Raw genomic sequence first — 14,401 nt, forward strand, 5'->3', positions numbered from 1 at the left:
GAAGAGGACGGGGAACGCGGCGCTGCCGCTCACCAGCGTTCCATGTACGGACGCAGGTCGAGCTCGAAGGTCCAGGCATCGCGCGGCTGCGTGTGCAGGTGCCAGTAGTTCTCGGCGATGTGCTCGGGGTTCAGGATGCCGTCCTCCGACTTGAGCGCGTAGCGCTCGGGGAAGCTGGTGCGGATGAACTCGGTGTCGATCGCGCCGTCGACCACCACGTGCGCCACGTGGATGTTGCGCGGCCCCAGCTCGCGCGCCATGCTCTGGGCCAGCGCGCGCAGCGCATGCTTGGCACCCGCGAAGGCCGCGAAGTTGGCGGCGCCGCGCAGGGCCGCGGTGGCACCCGTGAAGATGATCGTGCCGCGGCCGCGCTCCACCATGCGTTTGGCCGCTTCACGGCCGTTGAGGAAGCCGCCGAAGCAGGCCATCTCCCAGATCTTGAAGTACTTGCGCGCGGTCTCCTCGAGGATGCTCGAGGGCACGTTGGCGCCGATGTTGAACACCAGCACCTCGACCGGCCCGACCTCGCGCTCGACCCGATCGAACAGCGCGATCACCTCCTCCTCCTTGCGCGCATCGGAGCCGAAGGCCACGGCCTTGCCGCCGGCCGCCTCGATGCTCTCGACCAGCGGCTGCAGCTTCTGCGCGTCGCGCCGCGTCACGCAGGCGGTGTAGCCGCCGGCCGCGAAGCGCCTGGCGATCGCCCCGCCGGTGGAATCGCCCGCGCCGATGATCAGCGCCACACCGGCGCCCGCATTGCCCTGGCTCATGTCGTCTCCTTGATTGAACGCTCGTGGACCAAAGCACGGTAAAGGAGAGGCATCGGGCTGTCAATCGAGCGCGCGACAGCATTCCGGCGGCGCATGCGGCCGGCGCGGTTCAGTCCAGGTGGTTGCGCTCGATGTCGCGGCGGGTCGAGTTCAGGATGTCCTGGCGCGTGCGGTCGTTCTCGACCACGCGCGCCATCAGCAGCGCGCCCACGCACTGCGCCATCACGGCCCAGGCCGCGTCGTCGTCGCCCTCGAGGCGCTGGCTCCAGGCCTTGTGCAGCTTCTTCAGGCCGCGCTCCACCGCCGCGCGCACGGCCGGGTCGGAGCGCGCGATCTCGGCGCCCAGCGCGGGCAGCGCGCAGCCGGTCTCGGGATGCAGGGCATGGGCGCTGCTGAGGTAGCTCTTGAGGCAGCGCGCCACGTGGTCGGGCGGCGAGTCGGGCGTGCCCGCGAGCATCTCGGCGCTGTTCTCCATCTCGCGCTCGATCAGCGCCGCGAACAGTTCGCCCTTGGAGCCGAAGTGGCTGTAGAAGGCGCCGCCCGTGAGGCCGATGGCCGACATCAGCGCATCGACGCCGGTGCTGCTGAAGCCCCCCTTCTTGGCGATCGCTCGGCTGCTCTCGAGCAGCTTCTCGCGGGTCTCTTCCTTGTGGTTGGGGGCGTAGCGCATGGCGGTTCCTCGGCGCGGAATTCCGGTGGACAGGACGAAGGGAAAAATAACATACGATCGTTCAGCCATCCTGACGACTGGCCATCGATCGCTGCTCGTTTTCGCGGGTCCCTTGCAAGGCCCGCGCCCGCCGCGGAAGAACTTTTCAGGCCGCCGGTGCACCGATCCCGAGCAATTCCTTCACCAGCACGTACTGCGCATCGAGCATCGAGGTGCCCAGCGAGATGCGGCAGCCGCGCGCCTGCGCCGCGGCCAGCAGCGGCGTGATCGCGGGCGTCATGATGATCTCGGCCACGTCGGTGCCGGCCGCCAGGTGCGCCAGGTGCGCCACGTCGAGCGGCAGCGCATCGCCCTCGTGCATGCCCATCGAGGTGGTGTTGACCACGAGGTCGAAGCCGCCCGGATCGTTCGTGCCCGCGCGCACGCTGCAGTCCGGGTACGCGGCGGCCACGTCGGCCGCCAGTGCCTCGGCCCGCTCGTTCGTGCGGTTGTGGATCACCAGTTCGCGCGCGCCCGCCTCGGCGATGCCGAAGGCCACCGCGCGCCCCGCGCCGCCCGCGCCGAGTTGCAGCACGCGGCGCCCGCGCAGCGCGATGCCCTGCCCCGCGAGCCCGTCGACGAAGCCGCGGCCGTCGAGGTTGTCGCCCGTGAGCCGGCCCTCGGCGTCTCGCCGCACGAAGTTGACCGCGCCGATGCGCGCCGCGCGCGGCGTGGTCGCGTCGAGCAGCGGCAGCACCGCGATCTTGTGCGGGATGGTCACGCCGAAGCCGAGCACGTTGCGCATGCGGCGCAGCGCGTCGATCACGGTCGCGAGGTCGGCGGGGCCCACGTGCAGCGGCGACACCGCGATGTCGAGGCCCTCGGCCGCGAAGCGGTCGTTGAGCCGCAGCGAGCCCACCACGTGGGCCACGGGATCGGCCAGCATCAGCATGATGCCGGTGCGGCCGGTGATGCGCATCTCGGTCATGGCGACGCTCAGGCGGGCAGCTCGAACGGGGCCGGATCGAGGAAGCGCCGCAGCACGTTGCCGGTGATGCGGCTCACATTGTTGTCGTAGCCGTTGTGGCTCAGCGAGAGCACGTAGGAGATCGAGCCGGTGGAGAACACCGCGCCGCCCTTGGCGGTCTCGAAGAACACCATGTCGGCGCGCACCAGCGCGTTCTGCTCGCCGTCGAGGCCGTGCACCGTGGTGCGGTACTCCTCGGGCGTGGGCAGCGCGCCCGGGCCCAGGCCGTGCGAGGTCGCGAGCATCACCGCATGCGGCGGCGAGCCGAGGCCGACGTCGAAGCGGTCGATCTCGATGCCGACCGCGCCGCCGATGCGCACGCCGTAGTCGCCGATGCGCTCGCCCTGCGCGATGCCCTCGACCGCGAACGCCACGCGCGGCTCGGCCGCGTCGGGCGTCAGCAGGTAGTAGCCCGCGTGGTCGTAGACCATGGCCGAGAAGCCCACGCCGATCAGCTTCTGCGGCGCGAAGCCGCTGTGGCGCCACAGCGCGCCGGGCTCGCCGGTGCCGGCCAGGTGCACCTCGCCGGGCTGCGATTCCCAGGTCCGCGTGCCGGCCATGCCGCGCCGCACCTCGACCGCGGCCGGTGCCTTCGGATGGAAGGCGCAGCGCCAGTAGAAGCCGTTGGCGCCGAGCGCGAGGTGGCGTCCGCCCGCGTTCTGGAAGGCCATGATGCCGTTCATCATCGCCTCGCTGTAGTACTCGGGATGCGACAGCGTCGCCAGCACCCGATAGCCCGCGAGCGCGCCCGCGCCCTGGCGGTCGAGCTCGACGTCGGTCACCACGTCGTAGTCGATGCCCTTCTCCTCGAGCCAGTCGAGGAAGTGGCTGTCGATCGCGAGGTTGCCGGGCTGCGAGCGCGGCCGCATGTTGAGCACCGGGCGCAGCCACGAGCTGTAGGCGCGGCCGCTGCCGTCGATGTGGTGGTCGTAGGTCGACTGGCCGACCTCGGGATGCTCCTGCAGGTAGATGTCGTCGCCGGTCAGCATCAGCAGGCGCTCGGTCAGCACCTCGAAGTGCACCGCATGCAGCCGCAGCGCGCTGTTGGCGTAGGCCATGTAGGTCATGCTCGCGGCCAGCACCGCGAGCGGCGCGCGCTTCGCATCGGCCGCGGGCGTCACGAAGAAGGTGATGAAGGTCTCGGCCGCGCTGCCGTCCACGGGCCGCAGGCGCAGCGCGTGGAAGCCCGACTTCCAGTCGGCCGGCACGTCGAGCTCGAGCGTCGCGGGCCAGCCGCAGTCGTAGATGTCGTCGCTGTGGAAATGGATCGCGCCGTACTCGCGCGGCGCCAGCCGCCAGTCGTGCACGTCGCCGGTCCAGTGCACGCCGGTCATGCCGCGGCAGGGCAGCTGATGCAGCCGGCCGTCGAGGCGGTTGGGCGAGCGGTCGAGCACCTCGAGCGTGTCGATGCCGTGCGAGAAGTCCCAGCCCGCGATCAGCGCGGCATCGGCCAGGCCCGGGCGCGCGAGGTCGTCGCAGCGGCGCAGCGCGTCCACGCCCAGCAGGCCTTCCGCGATGCGCGGTGCCTCGATCTTGCCGTCGTAGTGCGCGCCGCAGCGGCCGCCGGTGGCCGACAGCGCATGCGCGGCCACGGTCAGCGGGCCCTGCGAATCGAGGCGCCAGCCGCCCGGCTTCGTCGCGCGCGCCTCGCGGCGCTGCTCGGGCAGCGCGCCATCGGCCAGCCGGCATTGCGACAGCACCATCTCGCCGGTCGTCGCATCGAGCGCGCCCTGCACCCAGTACCAGCGGCGCTGCTCGAGCGGCGCATCGGTCTTCAGCTCGATCGCGCCATCGGCGCCGCCCACGCGCAGGCTCAGGCCGTCGCGCGACAGCTGCAGCGCCCAGCCGCGGCCGCTGTCCTCGCACCAGCGCGCGAGCACGGTCTGCGGCGTGGCCAGCAGCCGCGTCGGCCAGACGTAGCAGCCGAACGAGAACGCACCCTCGGGCGCGAAGCGCGCATCGGCGGGCACCGACATGAAGGAGCCGCAGGGCGCCTCGTGGAACGCGACCGCATGCACGCCGTCGATCGGCGATGCGAGCTCGCGGTACTTGATGCCGGGGCCGGTGGCGTCGGCGTCGGCGCAGCGCACGCGCACGAACTTCACGTCGGCCTGCTGCTTCGCTTCGCTGCTGAGGTGGAATCGGATGCGTTCGCCGGCGCGCACGCTGAGGGTGTCGGGGTAGCCGACGAAGGCATTGGTGTCGATGGGGGCGCTCATGGTCGTCTCGCGGTGTGCTTCTTCAATCCAGCTTCAGCTCGGTGCCGGTCAGCGCCTTCCAGCGCAGGCCGAACACATGCCACTCGGCGTCGTCGAGCGACTCGAACACCACGTCGTGGAACACCTTGACCTTCTGGCCGCGCTCGTCGGGCATCTGCGCCAGCGCCCAGCGGCGGCCCGGCTCGACCATCACCAGCAGATAGCGGCCGGGGAAGGCGCCCCAGCGCATGCGATGCAGGAGCTTCTTCAGTTCCTCGCTGTGCGGGCCGCGGATGCAGCCGCGGAATTCGCGCGCGAGGTCGGTGCGTTGGGGGTCGAGTACGTAGCGCGCCGCGTTCGGGTCGCTGGTGTGGTCCATCATGGGGTGGGAGGCTTTCTGCCGGTCGGTGGCGGCTGGTTGCGCAGCGCGAGCAGTTCTTCGGCGCGCGCGGGATTGGCATCGATCTCCCCGAGCACGCGCACGAAGTCGCGTCCGCCCTCGATCAGGTCCTGCTCGATGGCGTGGCGCACCAGCGCGGTGTCGCGCTGCTGCAGCCCGCGCAGCACGTTCACGTGCTGGTGCTCGGCGTCGTAGGTCGGATGGCCGTGGGGATAGAGGAAGTTCATCATCGGCCCCACCTGCACCCAGATGCGGTCCAGCAGCTCGGTGAGCTGCGGCATGCCCGAGTGGCGGTAGATGCCGAAGTGGAAGTCGAAGTTGTGCTGCAGCGCCGCGCGGTAGTCCTTGGTCTTCTCCGCGCGCACCAGCAGCCGGTGGCTCTCGGTGAGCTGCTTGATGGTGGCGTTGTCAAGCAGCGGCACGGCACGCTCGGCCGCCAGCGGCTCGAGCGCGAGGCGGATGTCGCGCAGCTCGAGGTACTCGGCCAGCGAGAGCTGGCGCACGCGGATGAAGTAGCCCTCCTTCATCTCGAGCGCGCGGTCGCGCACGAGCTGGATCAGGGCCTCTCGCACCGGCGTCTCGCTGGTGCCCATGGTCTTGGCCAGCTCGCGGATCTTCAGGCGCTGGCCCGGCTGGAAGGTGGCCGACATCAGCTGCTCGCGCAGGTGCTCGTAGATCTGGCTCGCCAGATTGGTGCGTTCGACCACGTTGATGACCGGGGTTGCCATGGGCTTCTCTCTCCTTGATTGCGTGTGTGCCGGGAATCGCGCGGCGGCGTATTGTGGCCCTGCCGTGGCCCCGCGAGCGGCACTCACGCGACCGGGATCAGCGTCCCAGCCAGGCGATCCAGCGGTCGCGCAGCATCTGGCGGTTGTTGCCGATCCACTCGTAGTCGGCCACGATCAGCTTGTCGAAGTTCTCGGCCGAGGTCGCGAGCATGGCGCGGCGCTCGGGCGGGAACAGGCTCGCGGTCTTGCCGTTGCCGGTGTCGTAGTTCACGGCATTGACGAAGTTCACGTGCTGCTCGGGCGCCGAGGCATAGAAGAAGTCGAGGTAGGCCATGGCCGCCTTCGGATGCGGCGCGCCCTTGGGGATCGACATGTAGCCGACGTCGCGCACGGCGCCGTCCCACGACACGGCGATCGGCACCTTGGCGTTCATCAGCGAGATCAGGCGGCCCGAGTAGCCCATGCTCATGACCACTTCCTTGTTGCGCATGATCTGCTGCAGCTGGTCGCCGCTCTTCCACCAGACGGCGACGTTGGGACGCAGCTTGTCGAGCTTCTTGTAGGCGCGGTCGAGGTCGAGCGGGAACAGCTTGTCGGGCGCGACGCCGTCGGCCAGCAGCGCCGCCACCGGCACCCACCATTCGCGGTCGCCGGTGTCGGGCAGGCCGCGCGGGCCGGGGAACTTGGCCGTGTCCCAGAAGTCGGCCCAGGTCTTGGGCACGTTGGCGCCCTTGAAGGCCTCGGTGCTGTAGCCGATCTGCATGCCGCCCACGGTGCGCATCACGCCGTAGGTGGTGCAGGCGCCCTTCACGCCGTTGGCGGTGACGTTGGGCAGCTTGCTGCAGTCGATGGCCTGCAGCAGTTCCTTCTTCTGCACCAGGTCGGGCGGGGTGGCGGTCACGATGTCGAACTCCATGCCGCCGCTGCGCGACATGGCCTGCACCTTGGCCCACTGGTCGGGCACCTCGATCGCGGCGGGCACCACCTCCACGCCCTTGGCCTTGGAGAACGGGGTGTAGAAGTACTGCACCAGCGTCTTCTCCATCAGGCCGCCGGTGGTGGCGATCACCAGTTCCTTCTCGAGCCCCTGCGCCGAGGCGCCGGTGAACGCCGCGCAGGCGAGCAGCGCGAGGGCGGCACCCTTGTTTCGAGTCAGACATTTCATCATCGCGAACTCCTTGTGAGTGAGGACCAGGAAAAAACGGGGGACGTGCTCATTCGGCGCGGCGCCGGCGCTCGAGCACGCGCAGCAGCGCCACGGCGATCAGCACCGCGATCGACAGCAGCGTGAGCAGGGTGGCGATGGCCGGGATCACGGGCGTGAGGTTCTGCTCGATGTCCTCGAACATGCGCCGCGGCAAGGTGCGCTGGCGCACGCTCGAGACGAAGAACGAGACCACGGGCTCGTCGAAGGAAATGATGAAGGCGAACAGTGCGCCGCTCAGCAGGCCCGGCACGATCAGCGGCAGGGTCACGTGGAAGAAGGCGCGCGCACGGCTCGCGCCGCAGCTCATGGCGGCCGACTCGAGGTCGGGGTCGACACGCGACAGCGCGGCCGAGACGGTGAACACCACGAAGGGCAGCGCCAGCACCGTGTGCGCCGCCACGAAGCCGGCCAGCGAACCGACCACGCCCAGGCGCTGGTAGAACAGGTAGCAGGCCACCGCCACCGCGATGTGCGGCGCGATCACCGGGCCGATCACCATCAGTTGCGTGGCCGAGCGGAAGCGCTCGGTGCCGCGCACGATGGCATACGACACCATGGTGCCGATGACCACCGAGCACACCATGGTGAGCGCGGCCACCTGCAGGCTCAGCAGCGCCGCCTTCTGCCACTGCGGATCGCCGAAGAACTCCTGGTACCAGTGCAGCGTGAAGCCGCTGGGCGGGAACTCGAGGAAGTCGGCCGGGCTGAAGGACATCGGCACGATGATCAGCGTGGGCACCATGATGAACAGCACCACCAGCCAGACGTAGGCGCGCAGCGAGAAGGCGCCCAGGTCGAAGGGCGCCCGGTGGCGCACGGTGTTCTCGTTCTTGCTCATGCGCCGCCCCCGATCAGCCGGTTGAAGCTCACGGCCTTGTTGAAGACCATGGTCAGCGTGGCCACCACCACCATCAGCACGCCAATCAGCGCGGCCGCGAAGGGCCAGTCGAGCATCTCGCGCACCTGCTGCGAGACCAGCGTGGCGATCATCAGCTCCTGCGGGCTGCCGACCAGCGCCGGCGTGACGAAGAAGCCCAGCGCCGAGAGGAACACCATCAGGCAGCCGCTCCACACGCCCGCGCGGCTCATCGGCAGCAGCACCTCGAAGAAGGCGCGCCGGCGGTTGGCGCCGAGCATGGCGGCCGCGCGCATGTAGTCGTCGGGGATGTTCTTGAGCGCCGAGTAGATCGGCAGGATCAAAAAGGGCAGCAGCACGTGCGCCATCGCGAGCACCACCGCGCCCTCGGTGTAGAGCAGCTTCACGGGCTCGCCCGTGAGGCCCAGCCACTGCAGCGCGTTGTTGACGATGCCGTCGCGGCGCAGCAGCACGATCCAGGCCGCCGTGCGCACCAGCACGCTGGACCACAGCGGCAGCAACACGCAGGCCGTGAGCAGCGCGGCCACGGCGCCCTTCACGCGCGTCATCATGTAGGCGATGGGAAAGCCCAGCACCAGCGCGAGCACGGTCGTCAGCAGGCTGATCCAGCCGGTGCGCAGCATCACGCGCACGTAGACCGGGTTGTCGAACACGCGCGCGTAGTTCGCGAGCGTGGGATGCGGTTCGAGCACGCTGAGCGACAGCAGGCTCAGCAGCGGATAGACGAACACCAGCAGCAGCAGCGCGAAGAAGGGCGCGAGCAGCACGGCCGACGCCGCCACGCTGAGCTGCCGTCCGCCGAGCCACAGGCGCGAGAACGCCGAGGGCGAGGCCGCGATGACGGGCACGGTCGCGGTGCTCATGCCGCGGCCACCTCGTCGCCATAGATGCGCAGCGCATCGGCCGGCCACAGCAGGCCGACGCGGTCGCCGGCCGCGAGCGCGACGCGGCTCGGGTCGGGCAGCCGCGCGCGCAGCTCGGTGCCGTCGGACAGCTGCGCGATGCACAGCACGGTGGAGCCGCTGTAGATCACGCCGCTCACGGTGGCGCGCAGCGCGGCCGGGTCCTCGGGGCTGCCGATCACGATCTGCTCGGGGCGCAGCGCGGCCACCGCGCGGCCGCCGGCGGCCACGCGGCCCACCAGCGCATCGGTGCGCACCTCGCGCGGGCTCGCGCCGCCGGGCAGCTGCACCAGCGCGCCCTGGGTGCGCAGCGGGCCGATCTCGGCCGGCATGAAGTTGGTCTCGCCGATGAAGCCCGCGACGAAGCGCGTGCGCGGCCGCTCGTACAGCGCCTTGGGCGCATCGAGCTGCTGGATGCGGCCCTGGTTGAGGATCGCCACGCGGTCGGCCATGGTCAGCGCCTCGCCCTGGTCGTGCGTGACGAAGACCACCGTGATGCCGAGCTGCGACTGCAGCCGCTTGATCTCGAGCTGCATCTCCTCGCGCAGGTTCTTGTCGAGCGCGCTCAGCGGCTCGTCCATCAGCAGCACCTTCGGCTTGTAGACGATGGCGCGCGCCAGCGCCACGCGCTGCTGCTGGCCGCCAGAAAGCTGCGCCGGCATGCGCTTGCCGTAGCCCTCGAGCCGCACCGTGGCCAGCGCCTGCTCGGCCAGGCGATGGCGCTCGGCGCGCGCCACGCCGCGCATCTTGAGGCCGAAGGCCACGTTGTCGAGCACCGAGAGGTGCGGGAACAGCGTGTACTTCTGGAACACCATGCCGAGGTTGCGCTGGCTCGCGGGCAGGTAGGTGACGTCGCGGCCGTCGATGGCGATGCTGCCGGCATCGGGCAGCTCGAAGCCCGCGATGCTCATGAGGATCGAGGTCTTGCCCGAGCCGCTGGGCCCGAGCAGCGCGAGGAATTCACCGGGCTGCACGCTCAGCGACACATCGTCCACCGCGCGCACCGCACCGAAGCGCTTGGCGAGGCCGCGGATCTCGATGCCGGCACCGCCGACGCGTTCGGAGCCAGCAACGGGCGGTTGGGTTGCCGTGGATGCCATGCTGCGGATTCCTCTGGGTGCGTGCGGGAGTGCGTGAGATAGGGACGTCAGCGCCGGCCGAAGCGCGCTGCGACGGCGGCGAAGGCCGCGTCGGTGGCCTGCAGGGCCCGATCGATGTCTTGCACGGTGTGTGCCAGCGACAGGAACATGTTGTGCTTCGGATGCAGGTAGACGCCGCGGCGCAGCGCCTCGACCGTGAACACCGCGCCCTTGTCGAAGCCCGGGTCTTCGTCGAACAGGATCAGCGGCAATGCCGCCGGGCCGGTCTGTCGCACCGGCACGCCATGGCTCGCGGACTGCGCGGCGATGCCGTCGCGGAAGCGTTGGCCCATGGCCTGCACATGGCCCACCACGTCCTGCGCATCGGCCACTTCGATCGTCGCGAGGCCCGCGGCCATCGCCACGCCACCCGACCAGAACGAACCCGTGGTGTAGATGCGCGTCGCCGCTTCGCGCAGTGCATCGACACCGGTCACGGCCGCGAGTGCATAGCCATTGGCGATCGACTTGCTCCAGGCGCTGAGGTCGGGCCGCACGCCCACGGTCTCCCAGCTGCCGCCCGCATGCACGCGGAAGCCCGCGCGCACCTCGTCGAGGATCAGCGCCGCACCGGCCTGGTCGCAGAGTTCGCGGGCGCGGCGCGCGAACTCGGGCGTGGGCAGCTCCTGGTCGATGCCCAGGTCATGCTTGAAGGCCGCGCAGACGATGGCCGCGAGGTCCGTGCCCGCTTGTGCGACTGCCGCCTCGAGGCTCGCGATGTCGTTGTAGGTGTAGTGGATCAGGTGCGCGCGGTCCTCGGGCGTGATGCCCTGCGGGATCGGCGTGCACCAGGGATCGGCGCCGTGATAGGCCTTGGTCGCTACCAGCACCTTGCGCTTGCCCGTGGCCGCGCGCGCCACCATCAGGCAGACGGTGGTGGCATCGGTGCCGTTCTTCTGGAACAGCACCCAGTCGGCATGGGCGCTGCGCGCGACGAAGCGTTCGGCCAGCTCGACGAAGCGCGCCGTGGGACCGTCGAGGCAATCGCCCAGCGCCTGCTGCTTGCGCGCCGCTTCATCGACCTGGGGATGGTGATGGCCCAGCAGGTTCGGGCCCCAGCTGCACATGAAGTCGATGTACTCGTTGCCGTCGACGTCCCAGACACGGCAACCCTCGCCGCGTTCGAAGAACTGCGGATAGCCCGCGGGCAGCGAGGCCGCATTCAGGTGCCCCGTCATGCCGCCGGGCACGACCTTGGTGGCGCGTTGCCGAAGCTGGAGATCGTGCTGGTTCGGCCTGTTCTGCGAGGCGGCGGACGACATTCGGGAACCCTTCGTTGCGTTGGTTTTTGAGGCATGATATATCATATTTACTGTAGCGCAATAGCTCACGAACCCGGCATCCGCCCTCGCTCGAGAACGATCGGAGACACCCATGGCATTACTGTTCGGCGCCCTCGCCGATGACCTGACCGGCGGCATGGAACTGGCCGCGATGCTGGTGGCGCACGGCGTGCGCTGCGGCTTCGTGACGCGGCCCGAAGCGCTGGCCGAAATCGGCGACGAACTCGACGCGGTGGTGATCGCGCGCAAGACGCGCGTGGTGCCGGCAGCCGACGCGGTCGCGGCCTTCGAGGCCGGCGCCCGCGCGTTGCTCGAGCGCGGCGCGCGCCAGCTCTTCTTCAAGTACTGCGCCACCTTCGACTCCACCGACGACGGCAACATCGGCCCCTGCGCCGACCTGCTGCGCGAGCTCACGGGCGCGAAGCTCACCGCCTTCTGCCCCTCGTTCCCCGAGGCCGGCCGCCGCGTGTTCCAGGGCCATCTGTTCGCCGACCAGATGCTGATCTCGGAGTCGCCCAAGCGCTTCGATCCGCTGACGCCGATGCTCGACCCCAACCTCGTGCGCACGCTGCAACGCCAGACGAAGACCCGCGTCGGCCTGATCCCGCAGCAGGTGGTGCATGCGGGCCCCGAGGCGATGCGCGCGCACGTGGCCGCGCTCGAGGCCGAAGGCACCGGCTTCGCGATCGCCGACGCGGCCGAGCCCGAGGACCTGCGCGCCCTCGCCGGCCTGACCTGGGACTGGCCGCTGATGACCGGCAACTCCTCGATCGGCGCCTACTACCCCGCGCTGTGGTGCGAGCATGGCTGGCTGGCACCGGGCGACCGCGCGCCGCGCCTGCCGGCGGTCGAGGGTCCGGGCGTGGTGCTGGCGGGCAGCTGCGCCGACCGCTCGATCGAACAGCTGCGCGCCTTCGAGCGCGAACGGCCGGTGCACTGGATCGACGTCGAACGCGCGATCGACGGCATCGACGTGATCGGCGAAGCGCTGGATTGGGCGCTCGCGGCGCTGCCGCAAGGCCCGGTCGCGATCGCGACCTCGGCGCATGCGCCGGTGATCGAGCGCGTGCAGGCGCGCATCGGCCGGCACGAGGCGGCGGCGCTGGCCGAGGACATCCTCGGCCAGCTCGCGGTGCGGCTGCGCGATGCGGGCGTGAAGCGCTTCGTGATCTCGGGCGGCGAGACCTCGGGCTCGGTGCTCGAGCACCTGGCCATCGACCGGCTGCAGGTCGGCCCCTATGCCGGCCCCGGCATCGCACGCGCGGTGACCCTCGGCGCGGCGCCGCTCGCGCTGTGCCTCAAGTCGGGCAAGCTGGGTCCGGTCGACATGCTGCTGCCCATGCTGCAGAGCATGCGTGACGCGGCTCGCTGATGAACCGAACGCACCTTCTTCGCTTCACCGCGCCGACGCGCGCAAGGAACCGCCCATGACCACGACCCCGTCTCCCCTTCCCCTGTCCGAAGACGCCCTGCGCCAGGCCCTGGCCGCGGGCTATCGCCGGCTCGCGCAGCTCGGCCTCAACAACGGCAGCGCGGGCAACATCAGCTGCCGCTTCGACGGCGGCGCGCTGATCAGCCCCACGGGCGCCGATGCCGACACCATCGACCCGCGGGCGCTGGTGTCGATCACGCTCGACGGCGAGACCCGCGGCGCGGGCATCCCGTCGAGCGAATGGGCGATGCACACCGCCATCTACCGCCGCTACCCGCAGGCCGAGGCCGTGGTGCACACGCACTCGGATGCCTGCGTGGCGCTGTCGGCCCAGCGCCGGCCGATCCCGGCCTTCCACTACATGCTCGCGGGCTTCGGCGGCGACGACATTCCCTGCGCGCAGTACGCCACCTTCGGCACCGACGCGCTCGCGCAATCGGCGGTCGACGCGCTCGAGAACCGCAACGCCTGCCTGCTCGCGAACCACGGGATGATCTGCCACGCGGCCACGGTCGAGAAGGCGGTGGCGAACGCCGCCAAGCTCGAGACCCTGGCGCGCCAGTACTGGATGAGCGCGCAGCTGGGCACGCCCGTGATCCTCGACGCGCGGGAGATGGAGACGGTGCGCCAGCGCTACCGCGGCTACGGCAAGTCGCGGCTGTCCACGCGCGGCTGAGCCGGGCGGGAGGGGCGCCGAACGATCGGTGCCCAAATCCGGCGTCCTTGCGGTTGAGCGCGCGCGGCGTGCGCCGAACAATCCGGCCACCCTCCACTCGGCCCCTTCGGCCCGCACGCCATGAAGCCCGCCTCCCTTCGCGCCCTCGCCGCGCGCCTCCTCGTCGCCGCGTCGGTCACGGCGAGCTGCGCGCTCGCGCTCGCCGACACCACGCCGCTGCGCATCCTGGTCGGCTTTCCGGCCGGCGGCTCCACCGACCTGATCGCGCGCCAGCTCGCGGCCGGGCTGCAAACCGAGCTGGCGCGGCCGGTGGTGGTCGAGAACCGCGCGGGCGCGGGCGGCCAGATCGCGGCCCAGGCGCTGAAGGCCGCGCGGCCCGACGGCCACACGCTGTTCCTGTCGAACGGGCACACGGTCTCCATCGTGCCGGTGACGATGGCGAATCCGGGCTTCGACGTCGCGAAGGACTTCGCGCCGGTCGGCCTCGTGACTTCGAACCCCGACGTGTTCGCGGTCAACCCCGCCGTGATCGGCGCGGGCGTGACCGACATCCGCGGCTTCGCGGCCTGGGCCCGTGCCCATGCCGGCAAGAACAGCGTGGGCGTGCCCGCGCCCGGCAGCGGGCCCGAGTTCGCGGTCGGCGTGCTGTCGCGCGCGCTGGCGACGCCGATGACGGCCGTGCCCTACCGCGGCGACGGCCCGCTGGTGCAGGACCTCGTGGCCGGTCAGGTGCCCGCGGGCATCGGCGGCGTGGGCGCGATCCTGCCCTACGTCGAGAGCGGCAAGCTGCGCCTCCTCGCCGTCAACGGCCCGGCCCGGATCGCGCGGCTGCCCGAGGTGCCGACCTATGCCGAGGCCGGCATCGCGGGCCTCGAGGAGATGATGTTCACGGCCGTGTTCGCGCCGGCCGGCACGCCCGATGCGCTGCTGCGCCAGTACAACGCGGCCATCGTCCGGGTGGTGAATGCGCCGGCCTTCGCGCAGAGGATCGCGAGCCTGGGCGTGACCGCCGCCACCAGCACGCCCGAGGCGCTCGCACAGCGCGTGGAGAGCGGTCGCGCCGCCTACGGCCAGCTCGTGAAGACGCTCGACTACAAGCTGCAGTAGCGGCCG

At 70.6% G+C, this 14,401-nt stretch carries 14 protein-coding genes; 3 read left to right on the plus strand and 11 right to left on the minus strand.

Annotated elements, in window-relative coordinates:
• Nucleotides 1-29: 29 nt before the first annotated feature.
• The 11 genes from INQ48_26145 to INQ48_26195 all read right to left on the minus strand — a co-directional run bounded on the left by INQ48_26145 (nt 30) and on the right by INQ48_26195 (nt 11,159).
• Nucleotides 30-770, minus strand: a complete 741-nt coding sequence (locus INQ48_26145) for an SDR family oxidoreductase (GenBank protein ID QRF56775.1) — start codon at nt 768-770, stop codon at nt 30-32.
• A gap of 109 nt (nt 771-879) precedes the next feature.
• Nucleotides 880-1,440 carry a TetR/AcrR family transcriptional regulator gene (locus INQ48_26150; protein QRF56776.1) on the minus strand — a complete coding sequence of 187 codons (561 nt, stop codon included), beginning with the start codon at nt 1,438-1,440 and terminating at the stop codon, nt 880-882.
• Nucleotides 1,441-1,585: 145 nt separating this feature from the next.
• Nucleotides 1,586-2,398 (minus strand): shikimate dehydrogenase, encoded by an 813-nt coding sequence (locus INQ48_26155; GenBank protein QRF60904.1) that lies wholly within the window; start codon nt 2,396-2,398, stop codon nt 1,586-1,588.
• 17 nt (nt 2,399-2,415) lie between these two features.
• Nucleotides 2,416-4,665, minus strand: coding sequence for a N,N-dimethylformamidase (locus tag INQ48_26160; protein ID QRF56777.1), 2,250 nt, complete (start codon nt 4,663-4,665; stop codon nt 2,416-2,418).
• A 22-nt stretch (nt 4,666-4,687) separates the two neighbouring features.
• Nucleotides 4,688-5,026, minus strand: coding sequence for a hypothetical protein (locus tag INQ48_26165; protein ID QRF56778.1), 339 nt, complete (start codon nt 5,024-5,026; stop codon nt 4,688-4,690).
• Nucleotides 5,023-5,772: a GntR family transcriptional regulator gene (locus tag INQ48_26170; GenBank protein QRF56779.1), complete on the minus strand. Its 750-nt coding sequence runs from the start codon at nt 5,770-5,772 to the stop codon at nt 5,023-5,025. The genes INQ48_26165 and INQ48_26170 overlap by 4 nt, the downstream gene beginning before the upstream one ends.
• 97 nt (nt 5,773-5,869) lie before the next feature.
• The gene (locus INQ48_26175) at nt 5,870-6,937 is read right to left on the minus strand and encodes an extracellular solute-binding protein (protein QRF60905.1); all 1,068 of its coding nucleotides are present in this window, start codon (nt 6,935-6,937) and stop codon (nt 5,870-5,872) included.
• A 49-nt stretch (nt 6,938-6,986) separates the two neighbouring features.
• On the minus strand, nt 6,987-7,817 hold the full coding sequence (locus INQ48_26180) for an ABC transporter permease (protein ID QRF56780.1): 831 nt from the start codon (nt 7,815-7,817) through the stop codon (nt 6,987-6,989).
• Nucleotides 7,814-8,719, minus strand: a complete 906-nt coding sequence (locus INQ48_26185) for an ABC transporter permease (GenBank protein QRF56781.1) — start codon at nt 8,717-8,719, stop codon at nt 7,814-7,816. The genes INQ48_26180 and INQ48_26185 overlap by 4 nt, the downstream gene beginning before the upstream one ends.
• Nucleotides 8,716-9,858, minus strand: coding sequence for an ABC transporter ATP-binding protein (locus tag INQ48_26190; GenBank protein QRF56782.1), 1,143 nt, complete (start codon nt 9,856-9,858; stop codon nt 8,716-8,718). Before INQ48_26190 ends, INQ48_26185 begins: the two co-directional genes overlap by 4 nt.
• Before the next feature lie 47 nt (nt 9,859-9,905).
• Entirely contained in the window at nt 9,906-11,159 is a 1,254-nt protein-coding gene (locus INQ48_26195) for an aminotransferase class III-fold pyridoxal phosphate-dependent enzyme (GenBank protein ID QRF56783.1), read from the minus strand.
• A 112-nt stretch (nt 11,160-11,271) separates the two neighbouring features.
• Between INQ48_26195 and INQ48_26200 the strand changes: the two genes are divergently transcribed.
• The 3 genes from INQ48_26200 (at nt 11,272) to INQ48_26210 (ending at nt 14,395) form a co-directional block, all read left to right on the plus strand.
• A complete protein-coding gene (locus tag INQ48_26200; protein QRF56784.1) occupies nt 11,272-12,552 on the plus strand; it encodes a four-carbon acid sugar kinase family protein in 1,281 nt (426 codons plus the stop codon).
• Between the two features lie 55 nt (nt 12,553-12,607).
• Nucleotides 12,608-13,288: a class II aldolase/adducin family protein gene (locus INQ48_26205; GenBank protein QRF56785.1), complete on the plus strand. Its 681-nt coding sequence runs from the start codon at nt 12,608-12,610 to the stop codon at nt 13,286-13,288.
• A gap of 120 nt (nt 13,289-13,408) precedes the next feature.
• The gene (locus tag INQ48_26210) at nt 13,409-14,395 is read left to right on the plus strand and encodes an ABC transporter substrate-binding protein (GenBank protein ID QRF56786.1); all 987 of its coding nucleotides are present in this window, start codon (nt 13,409-13,411) and stop codon (nt 14,393-14,395) included.
• The last annotated feature ends 6 nt before the right edge of the window (nt 14,396-14,401 follow it).

It is taken from the genome of Variovorax paradoxus (assembly GCA_016806145.1).
Classification (GTDB): Bacteria; Pseudomonadota; Gammaproteobacteria; order Burkholderiales; family Burkholderiaceae_C; genus Variovorax.